This is a genomic window from Variovorax sp. VRV01 (assembly GCF_014852545.1).
In the GTDB taxonomy this organism is placed as follows: Bacteria; Pseudomonadota; Gammaproteobacteria; order Burkholderiales; family Burkholderiaceae_C; genus Variovorax; species Variovorax beijingensis_A.
Genome location: NZ_JACVBS010000024.1, coordinates 1 through 17,672 on the forward strand (window position 1 = coordinate 1; position 17,672 = coordinate 17,672).

Here is a 17,672-nt window from a genome sequence, read left to right on the forward strand (position 1 = left end):
GGCCGGCAGCGCGCACGGCCGCGACCAGCCGCGCGCCCGGGTCGCTCACGCCCGGCGTGCCGGCGTCGCTCACGTAGGCGATGCGCTCGCCCTGCGCGAGCCGCGCGGCCACGGCCTGCGCGGCCTCGGCCTCGTTGTGCTGGTGCACGGCCAGCAGCTGGGCATTCGGCCGGTCGATGCCGTAGGCGCGCAGCAGGCTCTGCGTGTGGCGCGTGTCCTCGCAGGCGACGGCGTCGACCAGCTGCAGCACGTGCAGCGCGCGCAGCGTGATGTCGGCCAGGTTGCCGATGGGTGTGGCCACCACATACAGCGTACCCTGCGGATAATGCTGCCCACCCGCGGCGTCGCGCGCGGCTGCGAGGGCGGCGCCGAAGGCAGCGGGTACTAGTGAAGCCAAGGGGTTTCTCCGTAGGAACAAAAAGAAGCCGGCAGGGAGCCAGCATGAAGACCATCACGACCAAGCATCGCGGCGATGCGGCGGAAGACGCCGCGCTCGACCATCTCCAATGCGCCGGCCTGGCGCTGGTAGCGCGCAATTATCGAACGCCCGGGCGCGGCGGCGGCGAGATCGACCTGATCATGCGCGATCCGCGCGACGCCACGCTGGTGTTCGTGGAAGTGCGCCAGCGCAGCACGGGCACGCACGGCGGCGCCGGCGGCAGCATCACGGGGCTCAAGCAGCGGCGCATCGTGTTCGCGGCGCGCCACTACCTGAACGGCCTGCGCACGCTGCCGCCGTGCCGTTTCGACGTGGTGCTGGTCGAGGAGCGCATCACCTGGCTGCAGGGCGCGTTCGACGCGGGCGGGAACTGAAGCCGCGCCGCGCGCTCCACTCCCACATCGAACGCAAACGTCTTGTTTCAACGCCCCCCGGTATCATCGCGCCCCATGCTCGAGCAACGGATTCAGCAACACTTCATCGACAGCGCCGACCTCAAGTACCAGGCCGGCCCCATCCTCAGCAAACCCATTTCGCAGGCCATGCAGGCGATCCTTGCGTGCGTGACCAGCGGCGGCAAGGTGCTGGCCTGCGGTGCGGGCGTCTCGGGCCTGCTGGCGGCGCAGTTCGCGGCGCACTTCGTCGGCCGCTTCGAGCGCGAGCGCCCCGAGCTGGGCGCCATCGCGCTGCCCGGCGACCCCAACGACCCGGCGGCCGACAGCGCCGCCGCCGTCGATGCCGACCGCTTCGCCCGCCAGGTGCGCGCGCTCGGCCAGGCCGGCGACGTGCTGCTGGCGCTCAGCGCCAGCGGGCAGTCGGCGGCCGTGCTGGCCGCGGTGCTGGCCGCGCACGAGCGCGACATGACGGTGGTCGCGCTGCTGGGCAACGCCAGTGCCGGCCAGCCGGCATCGCCCGGCGCGGGCAGCAGCGGCACCGGCGGCGCCATCGGCCGCGCGCTGCGCGAAACGGATGTCCAGATCGGCGTGTCGCACGAACGTGCGGCGCGTATCCACGAAGTCCACCTGCTCGCACTGCACTGCCTGTGCGACGGCGTGGATGCCCAGCTACTCGGAGAACAGGAAGCTTCCACATGACGACAACGACACCGTTCCAGCGCTTCGCCATTGCACTTGCCTCGGGAACCGTTCTGGTTGCCGGGCTTTCGGCCTGCGTGCCGCTCGTGGTCGGAGGGGCCGCGGCGGTGGGCGTGGGCATGGTGGCGACCGACCGCCGCAGCTCCGGCGCCCAGCTCGACGACCAGGGCATCGAGCTGCGCGCGGCCGCCCGCGTGCGCGAGATCGCCAACGACAACATGTACGTGAGCGTCACCAGCTACAACCGCCAGGTGCTGCTGACCGGCGCCGTGGGCAGCGATGCCGACCGCCGCCGCGTCGAGGACGTGGTGCAGCGCGTGGACAACGTGCGCTCGGTGGTCAACGAGCTCACCGTCGGCCAGTCCAGCACTTTCCAGGAACGCTCCAACGACCTGTTCATCAGCGGCAAGGTCAAGGCCTCGCTGCTCGACGCCAAGGACATCTTCGCCAATTCGTTCAAGGTGGTGACCGAGCGCGGCGTGGTCTACCTGATGGGCATCGCGACGCGCCGCGAGACCGACCGCGCGACCGAAATCGCACGCGGCATCTCGGGCGTGCAGAAGGTGGTGCGCGTGGTCGAGGTGGTGAGCGAGGCCGAGCTGGCCAGCCAGGCGCAGCGCGGCGGCACCGGATCGCCGCCGCCGGCACCGTCTTCGGCGCCCGGATCTTCTTCATCGTCGCGCGTGCCGCTGCCGCCGATGGAGCCGCTGCCGCCGGCCCAGCCCGGCGGCGCGACGACCACGCCGGTGCGCTGATCCGCTACGGCAAAAAAACAAAGCCCGCTTGCGCGGGCTTTTTCTTTTTTTACTTGAGCCGGATGATCAGGCTCGACGTGTCCCAGCGCCGGCCGCCGGCCTGCTGCACGTCGGCATAGAACTGGTCGACCAGCGCCGTCACGGGCAGGCGTGCGCCGTTGCGCTTGGCCTCGTCGAGCACCAGGCCCAGGTCCTTGCGCATCCAGTCGACGGCAAAGCCGTAGTCGAACTTGCCGTCGATCATGGTCTTGCCGCGGTTGTCCATCTGCCAGCTCTGGGCGGCGCCCTTGCCGATCACCTCGAGCACCAGCTTCATGTCGAGGCCGGCGCGCTGGCCGAAGGCAATGGCTTCGGAGAGGCCCTGCACCAGGCCCGCGATGGCGATCTGGTTCACCATTTTTGCCAGCTGGCCGGCGCCGCTCGCGCCCAGCAGCGTGACGGCGCGCGCGAAGGCGTCCATCACCGGCTTGACGCGCTCGAAGCTCGCCTTGTCGCCGCCGCACATCACGGTGAGCGCGCCATTCTGCGCGCCGGCCTGGCCGCCGGACACCGGTGCGTCGATGAACTGCAGCCCGGCCGAGGCCGCCGCATTCGACAGCTCGCGCGCCACGTCGGCCGAAGCGGTGGTGTGGTCGACGAGCACGCTGCCCTTCTTCATGCCGGCGAAGGCGCCGTTCGGGCCCAGCACCACGGCGCGCAGGTCGTCGTCGTTGCCCACGCAGCTGAAGACGATGTCGGCGCCCGCGGCCGCTTCGCGCGGGGTGGCGGCATGGCGGCCGGGCGCGCCGAATTCGGCGACCCAGGCCTCGGCCTTGGCCGGTGTGCGGTTGTAGACCGTGACCTTGTGGCCGGCCTTGGCCAGGTGCCCGGCCATCGGGCCGCCCATGACGCCAAGGCCCAGGAAGGCCACCGTCTGGGCGGGTGTGGATTCGTAGGTTCGGGGGTTGATGCTGCTCATGGGCGAGAGCTTAAAGCCATTGCGGCGCCCGCGTCACGTGCACATGGCGACGCATGAACCGCAAGCATCTCGTTCCAGTGCACCCGCGGAACCGGCTTTGCCGGGCCGCCGGGTGCGCCCCCCAGTGGGGGGAGGCGCCGAAGGCGCTTCGGGGGGCGTCTATACGATCGCGAAATGCTCGGTGCCGGCCGACAGGTCGGTGCTGCGCGCGCGCTGGCTGTTGAGCTTGATCTGCAGCCGCAGGTCGTTGGCCGAGTCGGCGTTGCGGATGGCGTCCTCGAAGGTGATCGAGTGGCTCTCGAACAGGTCGAACAGCGCCTGGTCGAAGGTCTGCATGCCGAGGTTGCGGCTCTTGCGCATGATCTCCTTGATCTCGCCCACCTCGCCCTTGAAGATCAGGTCGGAGATGAGCGGCGTGTTCAGCAGCACTTCCACCGCCGCCACGCGGCCCTGGCCGTCCTCGGTGGGCACCAGGCGCTGCGAGATCAGCGAGCGCAGGTTCAGCGACAGGTCCATCAGGAGCTGGGCGCGGCGCTCCTCGGGGAAGAAGTTGATGATCCGGTCCAGCGCCTGGTTGGCGCTGTTGGCGTGCAGCGTGGCCATGCACAGGTGGCCGGTCTCGGCAAAGGCCACGGCGTGCTCCATGGTCTCGCGGTCGCGGATTTCGCCCATCAGGATCACGTCGGGCGCCTGGCGCAGCGTGTTCTTGAGCGCGGCTTCCCAGCTGTCGGTGTCGATGCCCACTTCGCGCTGCGTGACCACGCAGTTCTTGTGCGGGTGCACGAATTCGACCGGGTCTTCCACCGTCACGATGTGGCCGTAGGAGTTCTCGTTGCGCCAGTCGATCATGGCTGCCAGCGTGGTCGACTTGCCCGAGCCCGTGGCGCCCACCAGGATGGTGAGGCCGCGCTTGGTCATCGACACGTCCTTGAGCACCTGCGGCATGCCCAGGCCGTCGATGGTCGGCAGCTTGGCGGGGATGGTCCGCAGCACCATGCCGACCTTGCCCTGCTGCACGAAGGCGTTCACGCGGAAGCGGCCGATGCCGGTGGGCGAGATCGCGAAGTTGCATTCCTTGGTGCGCTCGAACTCGGCCGTCTGGCGGTCGTTCATGACCGAGCGCGTGAGCGCCAGCGTGTGCTGCGCGCCCAGCGCCTGCTGCGACACCTTGGTGACCTTGCCGTCGACCTTGATCGCGGGCGGAAAGTCGGCGGTGATGAACAAGTCGCTGCCGTTGCGGCTCACCATGAGCTTGAGCAGGTCGTTGATGAACTGGCTGGCTTGATCGCGTTCCATGTGTCGGTACTCCGAAGGGCTGGGATCAGCCTGGGAAATTCTCGGGGATCTTGGCCTTGCCGCGCGCCTCGGCGGCCGAAATGGCATTGCGGCGAACGAGGTCGGTCAGGTTCTGGTCCAGCGTCTGCATGCCCGAGCCCTGGCCGGTCTGGATGGCCGAGTACATCTGCGCCACCTTGGCCTCGCGGATCAGGTTGCGGATGGCCGGCGTGCCCAGCATGATCTCGTGCGCCGCCACGCGGCCCTGGCCGTCCTTGGTCTTGCACAGCGTCTGCGAGATCACGGCCTGCAGCGACTCCGACAGCATGGCGCGGATCATTTCCTTTTCCTCGCCCGGGAACACGTCGATGATCCGGTCGATGGTCTTGGCGGCCGACGAGGTGTGCAGCGTGCCGAACACCAGGTGGCCCGTTTCGGCCGCGGTCATGGCCAGGCGGATGGTTTCCAGGTCGCGCAGCTCGCCCACCAGGATGGCGTCCGGGTCTTCGCGCAGCGCCGAGCGCAGCGCGTTGGAGAACGACAGCGTCATCGGCCCGACCTCGCGCTGGTTGATCAGGCACTTCTTGGATTCATGCACGAATTCGATGGGGTCCTCCACCGTGAGGATGTGGCCGTACTCGTTTTCGTTGAGGTAGTTGACCATCGCGGCCAGCGTGGTCGACTTGCCCGAACCGGTGGGCCCGGTCACCAGCACCAGCCCGCGCGGCTTGAGCGCCAGTTCCGCGAAAATCTTGGGCGCATTGAGCTGCTCCAGCGTCAGGATCTTCGAGGGAATGGTCCGGAACACCGCGGCCGCGCCGCGCGCCTGGTTGAACGCATTCACTCGGAAGCGCGCGAGGCCGTCGATCTCGAACGAGAAGTCGACCTCCAGGAACTCTTCATAGTGCTTGCGGTGCGTGTCGCTCATGATGTCGTACACCATGGCGTGCACCGACTTGTGGTCGAGCGCATCGACGTTGATGCGCCGCACGTCGCCGTGGACGCGGATCATCGGCGGCAGGCCGGCCGACAGATGCAGGTCGGAGGCTTTGTTCTTGACGCTGAATGCCAGCAGTTGGGTAATGTCCACGGGGCTCCTCGGCTCGAGTTCGGTGACGTTTTGATACGATTTTGGAAGATTATGACGATGATTGGCGACGACCTCCAGCAAGTAAAGGACCGGATCGCAAAGGCCTGCGCCGAGCATGGGCGCAACCCGGCCGAAGTCCGGCTGCTGGCGGTGTCCAAGACCTTCGGTCCGGAGGCCGTGCGCGAGGCGTATGCGGCGGGTCAGCGGGCCTTCGGCGAGAACTATGTGCAGGAGGGGCTGGACAAGATCGCCGCGCTGTCGGAGCTGCGCGCGGAACTCGAATGGCACTGCATCGGCCCTCTGCAGAGCAACAAGACGCGGCCCGTGGCCGAGCATTTCGACTGGGTGCACGGCATCGACCGGCTCAAGATCGCCGAGCGTCTTTCGGCGCAGCGGCCGGCGCATCTGCCGCCGCTCCAGGTGTGCCTGCAGGTCAACGTGGACGGCGGCGCCAACAAGTCCGGCGTGCCTCCGGAAGAGGCGCTGCCGCTCGCGCGCGCTGTGGCGGCGTTGCCACATCTGCGGCTGCGCGGGCTCATGGCCATTCCCGAACCGGTGCCGGATTTCGCGGCGCAGCGCGAACTGTGCCTGCGCGCCCGCGCCGTGTACGACGCGATCCGCGCCGCCGGCATCGAACTCGATACGCTCTCGCTGGGCATGAGCGCGGACCTCGAGGCGGCCGTCAGCGCCGGCAGCACGATGGTGCGCATCGGCACCGCGATCTTCGGCCGCCGCTAGATGCCCAGCGGCAGCCGCGCGCTGCTCTTGATTTCTTCCATCACCGCGTAGGTCCGCGTCTCCCGCACGCCCGGCAGTTGCCACAGCACCGTGCCGGCGAACTCGCGGTAGGCCGCCATGTCGGCCATGCGGGTCTTGAGCAGGTAGTCGAAGCCGCCCGCGACCATGTGGCATTCCATGATCTCGTCGCGCACCTGCACGGCCGCCTTGAACTGTTCGAACACGTTGGGCGTGGTGCGGTCGAGCAGGATCTCGACGAACACCGTGAGCCCGCGCCCGAGCTTGTGCGGATCGAGCCGCGCCTCGTAGCCCTGGATGAAACCGTCGCGCGTGAGCCGCTGCACCCGCGCCAGCACGGCGGTGGGTGATAGCGCCACCATCTCGGCCAGCTTGAGGTTGGTGATGCGGCCGTCTTCCTGAAGAATCTTCAGCAGCCGGAGATCGATGCGATCCAGGTCCAAGTCGAGCATTGGTGAATTATCCGGTCGAGTCCATATTTTTTGGCAAAAGATTCGGTCTATATCCAAAGACCATAGGGGATAGAACCAAGGAACTGCCATGCACCTGCCCATCCCTTACCGTCCCGAGGCCGATGTCGTCTCGCACCGGCTCGCCTCGCTCGAAGGCGCGCTCGACTGGAGCGCCGCCGCCGCCGCCGCCACGCCCTGGGTGGAGGCGGTGCGCCGCCATCCGCCGCCGTTCTGGGCCATGGAAAGCCTGCTGCGCGAGTACCCGATCTCCAGCGCCGAGGGCCTTGCGCTGATGCGCCTGGCCGAGGCGCTGCTGCGCGTGCCCGACGCCGCCACGGCCATCGCGCTCACGGCCGACCAGCTGGGCCGGGCCGATTTCGAGGGCACGGCCGATTCCACGCTGTCGCGGCTGTCGTCCGCCGCGATCGCGATGTCGAAGAAATTCCTGCCCGAAGGCGACCACCCGCCCGGCCTCATGGCCAAGCTCGGCGCGCGCACGGTGGTGGCCGCCACGCTGCGCGCGGTGCAGCTGCTGGGGCGCCAGTTCGTGCTGGGCCAGACCATCGCCGAAGCCATGGACGAAGCCCGCTCGGCGCATCGGAAGCAGGGCGCCCTGCGCTTCAGCTACGACATGCTCGGCGAGGGCGCGCGCACCGACGCCGATGCGCTGCGCTACCTCGACAGCTACACGCAGGCCATCGGCGCCATTGCGGCCGGTGCCGATGCGGCGCGCGGGCCCGAGCACAACGACGGCATCTCCATCAAGCTCAGCGCGCTGCATCCGCGCTATGAAGACGCACAGCGCGAGCGCGTGCTGCGCGAGCTGGTGCCGCGCGTGTGGCGGCTGTGCGAGCTCGCAGCCGATGCCAATCTCAACCTCACCATCGATGCGGAAGAGGTCGACCGGCTCGAGCTCTCGCTCGACGTGTTCGAGGCCCTGGCCGCGCGCGTGGCCGCCGAGCGGCCGCAATGGCGCGGCTTCGGCCTGGCGCTGCAGGCCTACCAGACGCGCGCGCTCGAGCTCATCGCGCATGTCACGGCGGTGGCGCGCCGCCACAAGCTGCGGCTGATGTGCCGGCTCGTGAAGGGCGCCTACTGGGACGCCGAGATCAAGCGGGCCCAGGAGCTCGGCCTGCCGCACTACCCGGTCTTCACGCACAAGCACCACAGCGACGTCAGCTACCTGGCCTGCGCGCGTGCGCTGCTGTCGGCGCCCGATGCGGTCTATCCGCAGTTCGCCACCCACAACGCGGGCACCATCGCGGCCATCCTGCAGATGGCCGAGGCCGCCCAGGCGCCTTTCGAGCTGCAGCGCCTGCATGGCATGGGCGAGGGCGTCTACCGCGAGGTGATGAAGAGCACCACAGCGCCGGTACGCGTATATGCGCCGGTGGGCCAGCACAAGGACCTGCTCGCCTACCTCGTGCGGCGCCTGCTCGAAAACGGCGCCAATTCGTCCTTCGTGAACCAGCTCGGCGACGAGCATGTGGACATCGCCGAGCTGCTGATGTCGCCGCTCTGGCTGGAGCCATCGAACCCCGCCTTGCCGCTGCCGCCCGCGCTCTTCGGCCCGGCGCCCGCGCGGCGCAACAGCGAAGGCGTGGACCTTGCCGTCGAGCCGATGCGCGCGCCGCTGCTGGCGGCGCTGGAGACCACCGCGGTGCCTGCTGTCGAACTGTTCGATGTTGCGAGCGCGCCCAAGGCCGTTGCCGCCAGTGCCGTCGCTTTCCGCTGCTGGCGCAAGACGCCGGTCGAGACGCGCGCCGCCATGCTGCGCCAGGCCGCCGACGCGCTGCAGCGCGAGCTGCCGCGCTTCTGCGCGCTGCTGGTCAAGGAGGCCTTCAAGACCTGGGGCGACGCGGTGGCCGAAGTGCGCGAAGCCGTCGACTTCCTGCGCTACTACGCCGACGAGGCCGAACGCATCATGCAGCCGGTGGCGCTGCCCGGCCCCACGGGCGAGAGCAACGAACTGCGGCTCACGGCGCGCGGCCCCTGGGTGTGCATCAGCCCGTGGAATTTTCCGCTTGCGATCTTCACGGGGCAGGTGGCGGCCGCGCTGGCCACCGGCAACACGGTGCTGGCCAAGCCGGCCGAACAGACGCCGGCCATCGCGCTCGAAGCCGTGAAGCTGCTGCACGCAGCCGGCGTGCCGGCCGATGCGCTGCAGCTGCTGCACGGCCCGGGTGAAACGGTGGGCGCCGCGCTGGTGGCGGCGCCGGGCGTGGCGGGCGTGGTGTTCACCGGCTCGACCCAGGTGGCGCGCATCATCCACCGCGCGCTCGCCGCCAAGGAGGGCCCGATCGTGCCGCTGATCGCAGAGACCGGCGGCATCAACGCGATGCTGGTCGATTCGAGCGCGCTGCCCGAGCAGGTGGTCGATGCCGTGGTGCAGAGCGCGTTCCGCTCGGCCGGCCAGCGCTGCTCGGCGCTGCGGCTCCTGGTGCTGCACGACGGCATCGCCGACGCGGTGATCGAGATGATCCGCGGCGCGGCCGGGGAACTGGCCGCCGGCGACCCGGCGCTACTTTCGACCGACGTGGGGCCGGTGATCGACGCCGAGGCGGCCGACAACATCCGGCGCCATCTGAAGCGCCTGGATTCGGAAGCGAAGCGCCTGCTCGCGCCGGCTTCTTCTTCTTCTTCTTCTTCAGCCGAAGGCAACATGATCGCGCCGCAGGCCTACGAGGTGCCCTCCATCGACAGCGTGACCAGCGAGATCTTCGGGCCGGTGCTGCAGATCGCGCGCTGGGGCACGGGCGAGCTGAGCGATCCCGCCGAGGTGATCGATCGCATCAACGCGCTCGGCTACGGCCTCACGCTCGGCATCCAGACGCGCATCGACTCTCGCGCGCAGGCGCTCGCGGCGCGTGCGCACGTGGGCAACATCTACGTGAACCGCAACATCATCGGCGCGGTGGTCGGCGTGCAGCCCTTCGGCGGCGAGGGTCTGAGCGGCACCGGGCCCAAGGCCGGCGGGCCGCACTACCTGTACCGCTTCTGTGCCGAGCAGACGGTCACGGTCAATACCACGGCGGCCGGCGGCAACGCGGCGCTGCTGAGCGCGGTGGCCTGAGGCCGCCGTTCGTCCTCAGCGCAGGGGATTGCCGTCCTCTTCGGCGCGTGCGGACGATGACCGGCTGTTGAACTCGTCGATCAGCGCGCCGTAGGCCGGGCTGGTGCGCAGCCGCGCATATTCGGCGGCGGCCTGCCGGTAGGCGGGGCTCGACGGATCGGCGCCCGCTTCGCCGTACTGCCGCGCGGCCAGGCCGGAGCGGATCCAGAGCTGCGTGTCCGCGGCCACGGCCGCGCGGCTGTTTGCCGACACGCGCGGCTCGGGCTGCGGCGAGCCTTCGGCATAGCCTTGCGCGGGCGCGCCCGCGAGCCACTGCCGGGCGTCGGCCGAGACGGCGGCGCGCGTGGTGGACGAGCTGAACGGCACGGGCCGCGGATCGCCCTCCGCATAGTTGCCGGCCAGGCTCGGCGCGGAGGCCAGGCCCAGCAGCGACGAGACGGCGGCGGCGGCCAGGAGGCGGGTGCAGGAGCGGGTCATGGAATGGGTCCTTTCGATCGGTGGTTGGTGGCCCCCCACTCTAGAAACCGCAGTTCGAGTGCCGATGACCCGGCGATGACCGTTTTGTCATGTTCGGCCAAACCTCTCTTGCATAACCGTCATCGCGGCGCGCATAAGACATGGCGCGGCGGGCGCGAGAGGTCTATCGTTGCGGCCATCCATTCCAACCAAGGGATCTCCCATGAGTGAAAAGCTCTCCTTCGTCAATCCGACCGCCAACAGCCCCTGGGGCACCTACCTCTCGCAGGTCGACCGCGTGGTGCCGTACCTCGGCCCGCTGGCCCGCTGGGTCGAGACGCTCAAGCGCCCCAAGCGCGCGCTGATCGTGGACGTGCCGATCGAAATGGACGACGGCACCATCGCCCACTTCGAGGGCTACCGCGTGCAGCACAACATGAGCCGCGGCCCGGGCAAGGGCGGCGTGCGCTTCCACCCCGACGTCACGCTCGAAGAAGTGATGGCGCTGTCGGCCTGGATGACCATCAAGACGGCCGCCGTCAACCTGCCGTACGGCGGCGCCAAGGGCGGCATCCGCGTCGATCCGAAGAAGCTCTCGCTGCAGGAGCTCGAGAAGGTCACGCGCCGCTACACCAGCGAGATCGGCATCATCATCGGCCCGCACACCGACATTCCCGCGCCCGACGTCAACACCAACGCGCAGATCATGGCGTGGATGATGGACACCTACTCGATGAACGTCGGCGGCACCGCCACCGGCGTGGTCACGGGCAAGCCGCTGCACCTGGGCGGCTCGCTGGGCCGCGTCAAGGCCACCGGCCGCGGCGTGTTCGTCACCGGCCGCGAAGCGGCGCGCCGCCTCGGCATGGACCTGCGCGGCGCGCGCATCGCGGTGCAGGGCTTCGGCAACGTGGGCTCGGTCGCGGCCGAGCTCTTTGCCGAAGCGGGCGCCAGGATCGTCGCGGTGCAGGACCACACCGGCACCATCGTCAACACCAACGGCCTCGACCTCGCGACGCTGATCCCGGTGGCCAACAAGGAAGGCGTCGTCGCCTTCAAGGGCGGCGACGTGGTGCCCAACGAAGCCTTCTGGGAGGTGGCCTGCGACATCCTGATTCCCGCCGCGCTCGAAGGCCAGATCACCGCCGAGCGCGCGCAGAAGACCAGTGCCAAGCTGGTGCTCGAAGGCGCCAATGGCCCCACGGTGCCCACGGCCGACGACATCCTGGCCGAGCGCGGCGTGCTGGTGGTGCCCGACGTGATCTGCAACGCCGGCGGCGTGACGGTCTCGTACTTCGAATGGGTGCAGGACTTCTCGTCCTTCTTCTGGGACGAGGACGAAATCAACGTGCGCCTCGACCGCATCATGATGAAGGCGCTCAACCAGATCTGGGACACGGCCGACAGGCACAAGATCACGCTGCGCACCGCGACGTATGCGGTGGCCTGCGAGCGCATCCTGATGGCCCGCCAGGAACGCGGTTTGTATCCCTGACCCTCCCCCGAAGCGGCTCACTTCGTGTAGCCGCCTTCCCCTCAAGGGGGCAACACCTGCGGTCCGGCAAAGCCGGTTCCGCGGTGTTCCTGGAACGGGCCTTTGATACCCTTGGCGGCATGACAGCTGCTCTTTCGCCAAGTGACCTTCCTGCTCTTCCCGCCGACGCCCTTGCCCGCCTGCAGGCGCTGATGGCCGACGGGCGGCGCAAGCTGCTGGGGCTGGTCGGTGCGCCCGGCGCGGGCAAGTCCACGCTCGCGCTGGCGCTGCTGCGGGCCGTGGGTGCCGGGCGCGCGCAGGTCGTGCCGATGGACGGCTTCCACCTGGCCAACGTCGAGCTGCAACGGCTCGGACGCGCGGGCCGCAAGGGCGCCCCGGACACCTTCGACAGCGCCGGCTATGTGGCGCTGCTGCGGCGGCTGCGCACGCAGGGGCCGGACGACCCGATCGTCTATGCGCCCGAATTCCGCCGCGAGATCGAGGAGCCCATCGCCGGCGCGATCGCGGTGCTGCCGCAGACCCAATTGGTCATCACCGAAGGCAACTACCTGCTGCACGACGCCGGCCCGTGGGCCGGCGCGGCGGCCATGCTCGACGAGGCCTGGTACGTCGACATCGACGACGCCGTGCGCGAAGAGCGCCTGCTGAAGCGCCACCAGCAATTCGGCCGCAGCGCCGAGGCCGCGCGCGACTGGGTGGACGCCACCGATGCGCCCAACGCACGCCTGATTGCCGCCACCCGCGGGCGCGCGCACCACCTGCTGCGCTGGTCCTGAAAATTCGCGGCGGCGGGGAACACCGGCGCCCGGGCATGCTCGAAGCTTCGCCGGCGCACACGCCGGTTAGGATTCGCCGCTCCATGACCATGCCCCGTCCTTCCTCCTTCGCCTTTTCTCCCGCCTTTTCCGTCCTCCGTACGCCTCTCCTGGTCCTCGGCCTCGCGTCCCTGCTGGTGCTTGCCGGCTGCGGCAGCAATGGCACGCGCCGCGTGTCGTACGAGACCGAGGAGTTCGACTCCACCACCACCCACACGCGCACCTACGCCGCCACCGAAGCCCAGACCTGCGAGGCCGCTCGCCGCGCGCTGCTGAGCCAGGGCTACATGATCAGCGCGGCCAACGCCGACCTGGTGACGGGGCGCAAGAGCTTCCAGCCGGCGTCCGAGGTGCATGTGGAGGTCGAGTTCCGCGTGGTGTGCGCGCGCGAGGGCGGCAAGGCCGGCAAGCGCAGCACCGTGGCCTTCGCGACCGCGCTGCAGGACCGCTACGGCATCAAGAAGGTCAACAGCTCGGCCAGCGTGGGCGTGGGCGCCTTCGGTTCGCTCTCGCTGCCCTTTGCCGGCAGCGACGACGCGATGGTCAAGGTGGCCAGCGAAACGCTCACCGACGAGCTGTTCTACGACCGCTTCTTCGCGCTGCTCGACCGCTTCCTCGAAGGCCAAGGCGGCGAAGAGCCCGATGTGCCGAGCGTGGCGCCTGAAATGCCACGACCCTCTGCGCCACCGGCGCCCGCGGCGCCAGCCCTCACCTTTCCCGTGAAGCCGGTGCCGAACCCGGGTTGAGCCGCCGCGCTGGCGGATCGCCAAATCGTAAGACGTGTCTTATGATCTGGCATGGCTTCCAAAATCGATTCCCCCGACGCGGCGCAGTGTGCCTCGCGCGAGGCCGCCTTGGCCCGCGCCATCGGCGAGCCTTCGCCGGGCGAGGCACGGCCGCGATGATGCCGATGGCGCCGGCCCTGCAGCGCATCGGCGGCTTCTGGCGCGAGGGCCGCTGGCGCGCGGGCGCGCAGCTCGCGGCCGCGGTGGCGCTGGCCTGGGGGGTGGCCGTGGCGATGCGGCTGCCCGAAAGCTTCTGGGCCGTGATGAGCGTGCTGATCGTCATGCGGCCGAGCGCCGGCGCCACGCTCGATGCCGGATGGGAGCGCGTGCGCGGCACGGCCGCTGGCGCGCTCTGCGGACTCGCGGGGGTCTACCTGCAGCACCTGGGCGCGCCGGTGCTCGCGACCACGCTGGCCACCGTCACGCTGCTGGCTTTTGCCGGCGCCGCATTGCCGGGCTTGCGCAGTGCGCCCGTGGCCGCGCTGATCATCCTCTCGGCCAGCGCCATTCCCGGCCACTCGCCGCTCCAGGTGGCGCTGCTGCGCATGGTGCAGATCGGCGTCGGCGTGGGCGTGGCGCTCGCGGTTTCCGTCATCGCGTCGGAATACCGCGCGGGTCCGCGCTTCGATGCGGGTTGTGCCGCATTGCTGCGCGGCATGGCCAGGCGCCTGGCCGCGCTGGGCAGCGGCGGCGCTGCCGGGCTGCCTGCCGAGTCCGAGGCCGAGCGCGCCAACGCTGCGGCGCGCGCGGCGCTCGCGCGGCTGGCGGTGCTCGCGGGCAGTGCCGACCTGGAAGCCCGCTGGTGGCGCCGCGGTGCTGCCGTGCCGGCGGCGCAGTCCTGCCGCAGCAAGGCGCGGCTCGCGGCGCGGATCTTCCAGGATGCCGCCATGCTCGAACGCATGCTGCGCCGCGCGCCGTCCGGCGATCCCGCATGGCAGGACACCGCCCGGGCCGCCGCCGCCGCACTCGCCGCCATGGCCGATACGCTCGAAGGCCAGGGCACGCCCGATCTTGCCAAGCTTGCGCAGGTCGCACGGCGGCATGAGGCGCCGGGCACCTCGCCTGCCTTGCTGCTGGCGGCGCCGGCGTGCCTGCTGCTCGAAGACCTGCAGCGCATGCAGCGCTGCGTGGCGGCCGCGGCCTGAAGCCGCTCAGCGCACCAGCGTCGACTTTCCGAACAGGCTCTCGATCAGTTCCACCGCCACTTCGGCAGTCTGGTTGCGCACGTCGAGCGCGGGGTTGAGCTCCACCACGTCGACCGAGCCGAGGCGGCGTGTGTCGGCGACCATTTCCATGCACAGCTGCATCTCCCGGTAGGTCGGGCCGCCGCGCACGCCGGTGCCCACGCCGGGCGCGATGCCGGGGTCGAGGCAGTCGAGGTCGAAGCTCACGTGCAGGTGGGTGTCCTCGTCCACGTCCTGCAGCGCCTCGGTCATGGTGGTGCGCATGCCGTGCTCGTCGATGTGGCGCATGTCGAACACGTGCAGGCCAAGCGTGCGGATGGCGTCCTTCTCGTCCTCGTCGACGCTGCGGATGCCGATGAAGCGGATGGCGTCGTGCTCCAGCGCCGCGCGTTCGCCGCTCCAGCCGGTGAGCGCCGCCGGCCCGTGGCCCAGCAGGCAGGACACGGGCATGCCGTGCAGGTTGCCGCTCGGGCTGGTGCTTTCGGTGTTGACGTCGGAGTGCGCGTCGAGCCACAGCACGCGCAGTTTCTTGGCCCGCTTGCGCGCATGCCAGGCCACGGCGCTGATCGAGCCGATCGCCAGGCAATGGTCGCCGCCCATCATGAGCGGCACGTGGCCGGTGCCCAGGGCGGTGTCGACGGCGGCATAGACGGAGCGGTTCCAGGCAATCACCTCGTCGAGGTGGCGCAGGCCGTTGGCCGGCGCGGTCCATGGGGTGGCGGGGCCCGCGAGGTTGCCGCGGTCGATCACGGCGAAGCCCTGCCGCGCGAGCGCCTCCGGCAGCCCGGCCACGCGCAGCGCATCGGGGCCCATGCCGGCGCCGCGCACGCTGGCGCCGACGTCGGTGGGCGCGCCGATCAGTTCGAGGGTGGTGCCATGGTCGTTGCTCATGTCGATGTCCGTCCGATGTGCTCCCACAGGTAGGCGTAGCCCAGGGCGTCCATGAAGGCCGCCTCCTTGTTGTCGGTGGCTGCGCTGTGGCCGCCTTCCATGTTCTCGTAGAAGCTGCTGTCGTAGCCCATGGCGGCCAGCTTCGCATGCATCTTGCGCGCATGCACCGGGCCCACGCGGTCGTCGCGCGTCGACGTGGTGAAGAGCGCCGGCGGATAGGGCTGGCCGGGCTTCGCGTTCTCGTAGGGCGAGAAGGCCTGGATCCAGGCCCATTCTTCCGGCTGGTCGGGGTCGCCGTATTCGGCGATCCACGAGGCGCCGGCCGACAGGTGGGTGTAGCGCTTCATGTCGAGCAGCGCCACCTCGCTCACGATGGCGCCATAGAGCCGGGGGTAGAGCGTGAGCATGTTGCCCATCAGCAGCCCGCCGTTGCTGCCGCCCATGGCGCCCAGGTGCCGCGGCGAGGTGATGTTGCGCGCGATGAGGTGCTCCGACACCGCGGCGAAGTCCTCGCAGGTGCGCAGGCGGTCGTGCTGCAGCGCGGCCTGGTGCCAGCGCGGCCCGTACTCGCCGCCGCCGCGGATGTTGGCGACCACGTAGACGCCGCCCCGTTCGAGCCATGCGCGGCCGATGGTGCCGCTGTAGCTCGGCTGCAGCGAGATCTCGAAGCCGCCGTAGGCGTACTGCAGCGTGGGGTTCCTGCCGTCGGCCTGCAGGTCCTTGGGCGCGATCTCGAAGTAGGGCACGCGCGTGCCGTCCTTCGAGGTGGCGAAATGCTGGCTCACGCGATAGCGCGAGGCGTCGAAGAAGGCGGGGCTGTCCTTCAGAGGCTCGGGCTCGCCCCGGCCGATGGTGCCGACGTAGAGCGTGGTCGGCTGCAGGAAGCCGCTCACGGTCAGGAAGTAGTCGTCGCTCTCGTCTTCGTCGACACCGCCGGCCGCGATGGTCGAGAGCTCGGGCGCGCCGCCCAGGCTCTCGCGCTTCCATTCCTTCGAGCCGGCCTGCGGCGTGAGCACCTCGAGCCGGTTCACCACGTCGTGCATCACGTTGAGGATCAGGTGGTGGCGGGTCCACGAATGGTCGTCGAGCGCGGTGGTGTCGTCGGGCTCGAACAGCACGGTGATCTCGCGCTGGCCAGCCATGTAGTCGTCGAAGCGCGCCGCCAGCAGCGAGCCCGGCCTGTAGGTGGCGCCGCCCACGGTCCAGGGGCTGCGCGGCTCGACCAGCATCCACTCGCGCGTGACCTCGGTGCTGGCATCGTCGGGCACGTCGATCTTCACCAGCCGGCCGTCGCTCGTGCGCAGCCAGGTCTCGCTGTCGTAGAAGTCCATCTGGCGCGAGACGAAGTCGCGTTCGAAGCCCGGCGTGTTGTCGCGCCAGGCGCTGACCGTCATGTCGTCCGCGCCGCCCTCGTAGACCGTCGCCGCGCTTTCCAGCGCCGTGCCGCGCTTCCATTCCTTCACGATGCGCGGGTAGCTCGAACTGGTCATCGAGCCGGGGCCGAAATCGGTGGCCACGTAGAGATGGTCGATGTCTTTCCACGCCACGTTGCTCTTGGCCTCGGGCAGCGTGAAGCCGCTGGCGACGAACTGCTTGAGTTCGAGGTCGAACTCGCGCACCACGTTCGCGTCGGCGCCGCCGCGCGAGAGCGAGACCAGGCAGCGCTTGTAGCCGGGCTGCAGGCACTGGGCGCCGTGCCAGACCCAGTTTTCCTTGTCGGCCTCGGCCAGCGCGTCGAGGTCGAGCACGGTTTCCCAGTCGGGCTGGGGCTTGCGGTATTCGGCCAGCGTGGTGCGCCGCCACAGGCCCTTGGGGTTCTTCTTGTCGCGCCAGAAGTTGTAGAAGAGCGGGCCGATCTTGCGCACCATCGGAATGCGGGCCTCGGAGTCGAGCACTTCGAGGATGCCCTGCTCCATGCGCTCGAAGGCGGGCGATTGCGCGTAGCGCTGCACGGTCTTCGCGTTGTGTTGGCGGGCCCATGCGAGCTGTTCGGCGCCGTCGATGTCTTCGAGCCACTGGTGCTCGTCGGTCTGCGTGGAAGCGGTGGATGTCATGGGCGCAGTGTACGAATCCGCCGTGAAGAAAGGCATGCCTGCCGGCAGGGTCGGCCAAAGCTATTGAATTCATAGCGCGCCGCGCACCGCTCTAGTGACA

The 17,672-nt window shown here is 69.6% G+C and carries 17 protein-coding genes; 9 read left to right on the plus strand and 8 right to left on the minus strand.

What is annotated here, in order from left to right; all coding sequences use genetic code 11:
* Positions 1-397: SAM-dependent methyltransferase (locus IB278_RS29450; RefSeq protein ID WP_263864277.1), on the minus strand; the 397-nt coding region annotated here is incomplete at its 3' end.
* A 44-nt stretch (positions 398-441) separates the two neighbouring features.
* Between IB278_RS29450 and IB278_RS29455 the strand changes: the two genes are divergently transcribed.
* From IB278_RS29455 to IB278_RS29465, 3 genes are all read left to right on the plus strand, one after another.
* Positions 442-813, plus strand: a complete 372-nt coding sequence (locus IB278_RS29455; protein WP_145739784.1) for a YraN family protein — start codon at positions 442-444, stop codon at positions 811-813.
* Positions 814-888: 75 nt separating this feature from the next.
* Positions 889-1,533 carry an SIS domain-containing protein gene (locus IB278_RS29460; protein ID WP_145739786.1) on the plus strand — a complete coding sequence of 215 codons (645 nt, stop codon included), beginning with the start codon at positions 889-891 and terminating at the stop codon, positions 1,531-1,533.
* Positions 1,530-2,288, plus strand: a complete 759-nt coding sequence (locus IB278_RS29465) for a BON domain-containing protein (RefSeq protein ID WP_145739788.1) — start codon at positions 1,530-1,532, stop codon at positions 2,286-2,288. The genes IB278_RS29460 and IB278_RS29465 overlap by 4 nt, the downstream gene beginning before the upstream one ends.
* Before the next feature lie 49 nt (positions 2,289-2,337).
* Here the strand turns inward: IB278_RS29465 and IB278_RS29470 are convergent, their stop codons facing one another.
* The 3 genes from IB278_RS29470 to IB278_RS29480 form a co-directional block, all read right to left on the minus strand.
* Entirely contained in the window at positions 2,338-3,246 is a 909-nt protein-coding gene (locus IB278_RS29470; RefSeq protein WP_192327402.1) for an NAD(P)-dependent oxidoreductase, read from the minus strand.
* Between the two features lie 159 nt (positions 3,247-3,405).
* The gene (locus IB278_RS29475) at positions 3,406-4,542 is read right to left on the minus strand and encodes a PilT/PilU family type 4a pilus ATPase (protein WP_021012686.1); all 1,137 of its coding nucleotides are present in this window, start codon (positions 4,540-4,542) and stop codon (positions 3,406-3,408) included.
* Between the two features lie 25 nt (positions 4,543-4,567).
* Positions 4,568-5,611: a type IV pilus twitching motility protein PilT gene (locus IB278_RS29480; RefSeq protein ID WP_021012685.1), complete on the minus strand. Its 1,044-nt coding sequence runs from the start codon at positions 5,609-5,611 to the stop codon at positions 4,568-4,570.
* A gap of 51 nt (positions 5,612-5,662) precedes the next feature.
* On the opposite strand from IB278_RS29480, the gene IB278_RS29485 reads away from it, so the two are divergent.
* Entirely contained in the window at positions 5,663-6,349 is a 687-nt protein-coding gene (locus IB278_RS29485) for a YggS family pyridoxal phosphate-dependent enzyme (RefSeq protein ID WP_145739794.1), read from the plus strand.
* Here IB278_RS29485 and IB278_RS29490 read toward each other — a convergent pair.
* Positions 6,346-6,819: an Lrp/AsnC ligand binding domain-containing protein gene (locus IB278_RS29490; RefSeq protein WP_145739796.1), complete on the minus strand. Its 474-nt coding sequence runs from the start codon at positions 6,817-6,819 to the stop codon at positions 6,346-6,348. The genes IB278_RS29485 and IB278_RS29490 overlap by 4 nt on opposite strands.
* Positions 6,820-6,907: 88 nt before the next feature.
* Here IB278_RS29490 and IB278_RS29495 point away from each other — a divergent pair, with 88 nt between their 5' ends.
* The gene (locus tag IB278_RS29495) at positions 6,908-9,892 is read left to right on the plus strand and encodes an L-glutamate gamma-semialdehyde dehydrogenase (RefSeq protein WP_192327405.1); all 2,985 of its coding nucleotides are present in this window, start codon (positions 6,908-6,910) and stop codon (positions 9,890-9,892) included.
* Between the two features lie 15 nt (positions 9,893-9,907).
* Here IB278_RS29495 and IB278_RS29500 read toward each other — a convergent pair whose 3' ends face one another.
* Positions 9,908-10,369, minus strand: coding sequence for a hypothetical protein (locus IB278_RS29500; RefSeq protein WP_192327408.1), 462 nt, complete (start codon positions 10,367-10,369; stop codon positions 9,908-9,910).
* Positions 10,370-10,571: 202 nt separating this feature from the next.
* On the opposite strand from IB278_RS29500, the gene IB278_RS29505 reads away from it, so the two are divergent.
* From IB278_RS29505 to IB278_RS29520, 4 genes are all read left to right on the plus strand, one after another.
* Positions 10,572-11,843 carry a Glu/Leu/Phe/Val family dehydrogenase gene (locus tag IB278_RS29505; protein ID WP_192327412.1) on the plus strand — a complete coding sequence of 424 codons (1,272 nt, stop codon included), beginning with the start codon at positions 10,572-10,574 and terminating at the stop codon, positions 11,841-11,843.
* A gap of 119 nt (positions 11,844-11,962) precedes the next feature.
* Positions 11,963-12,619 carry a nucleoside/nucleotide kinase family protein gene (locus tag IB278_RS29510; RefSeq protein ID WP_192327415.1) on the plus strand — a complete coding sequence of 219 codons (657 nt, stop codon included), beginning with the start codon at positions 11,963-11,965 and terminating at the stop codon, positions 12,617-12,619.
* An 89-nt stretch (positions 12,620-12,708) separates the two neighbouring features.
* Positions 12,709-13,404 (plus strand): DUF2242 domain-containing protein, encoded by a 696-nt coding sequence (locus IB278_RS29515; RefSeq protein WP_374710869.1) that lies wholly within the window; start codon positions 12,709-12,711, stop codon positions 13,402-13,404.
* 155 nt (positions 13,405-13,559) lie between these two features.
* Positions 13,560-14,588 carry an FUSC family protein gene (locus tag IB278_RS29520; protein WP_192327421.1) on the plus strand — a complete coding sequence of 343 codons (1,029 nt, stop codon included), beginning with the start codon at positions 13,560-13,562 and terminating at the stop codon, positions 14,586-14,588.
* 6 nt (positions 14,589-14,594) lie between these two features.
* Here the strand turns inward: IB278_RS29520 and rocF are convergent, their stop codons facing one another.
* Both rocF and IB278_RS29530 read right to left on the minus strand, forming a co-directional pair.
* Positions 14,595-15,518 (minus strand): arginase, encoded by a 924-nt coding sequence (gene rocF / locus IB278_RS29525; RefSeq protein WP_192327424.1) that lies wholly within the window; start codon positions 15,516-15,518, stop codon positions 14,595-14,597.
* Positions 15,515-17,608, minus strand: a complete 2,094-nt coding sequence (locus IB278_RS29530) for a prolyl oligopeptidase family serine peptidase (protein WP_192327427.1) — start codon at positions 17,606-17,608, stop codon at positions 15,515-15,517. Before IB278_RS29530 ends, rocF begins: the two co-directional genes overlap by 4 nt.
* Positions 17,609-17,672 lie beyond the last annotated feature (64 nt).

Coding starts and splice junctions, on each gene's coding strand:
- IB278_RS29455 (WP_145739784.1), top strand. CDS start 442: ATGAAGACCATCACGACCAAGCATCGCGGCGATGCGGCGGAAGACGCC.
- IB278_RS29460 (WP_145739786.1), top strand. CDS start 889: ATGCTCGAGCAACGGATTCAGCAACACTTCATCGACAGCGCCGACCTC.
- IB278_RS29510 (WP_192327415.1), top strand. CDS start 11,963: ATGACAGCTGCTCTTTCGCCAAGTGACCTTCCTGCTCTTCCCGCCGAC.
- IB278_RS29515 (WP_374710869.1), top strand. CDS start 12,709: ATGCCCCGTCCTTCCTCCTTCGCCTTTTCTCCCGCCTTTTCCGTCCTC.
- IB278_RS29465 (WP_145739788.1), top strand. CDS start 1,530: ATGACGACAACGACACCGTTCCAGCGCTTCGCCATTGCACTTGCCTCG.
- IB278_RS29470 (WP_192327402.1), bottom strand. CDS start 3,246: ATGAGCAGCATCAACCCCCGAACCTACGAATCCACACCCGCCCAGACG.
- IB278_RS29505 (WP_192327412.1), top strand. CDS start 10,572: ATGAGTGAAAAGCTCTCCTTCGTCAATCCGACCGCCAACAGCCCCTGG.
- IB278_RS29530 (WP_192327427.1), bottom strand. CDS start 17,608: ATGCCTTTCTTCACGGCGGATTCGTACACTGCGCCCATGACATCCACC.
- IB278_RS29490 (WP_145739796.1), bottom strand. CDS start 6,819: ATGCTCGACTTGGACCTGGATCGCATCGATCTCCGGCTGCTGAAGATT.
- rocF (WP_192327424.1), bottom strand. CDS start 15,518: ATGAGCAACGACCATGGCACCACCCTCGAACTGATCGGCGCGCCCACC.
- IB278_RS29495 (WP_192327405.1), top strand. CDS start 6,908: ATGCACCTGCCCATCCCTTACCGTCCCGAGGCCGATGTCGTCTCGCAC.
- IB278_RS29500 (WP_192327408.1), bottom strand. CDS start 10,369: ATGACCCGCTCCTGCACCCGCCTCCTGGCCGCCGCCGCCGTCTCGTCG.
- IB278_RS29485 (WP_145739794.1), top strand. CDS start 5,663: ATGACGATGATTGGCGACGACCTCCAGCAAGTAAAGGACCGGATCGCA.
- IB278_RS29520 (WP_192327421.1), top strand. CDS start 13,560: ATGATGCCGATGGCGCCGGCCCTGCAGCGCATCGGCGGCTTCTGGCGC.
- IB278_RS29475 (WP_021012686.1), bottom strand. CDS start 4,542: ATGGAACGCGATCAAGCCAGCCAGTTCATCAACGACCTGCTCAAGCTC.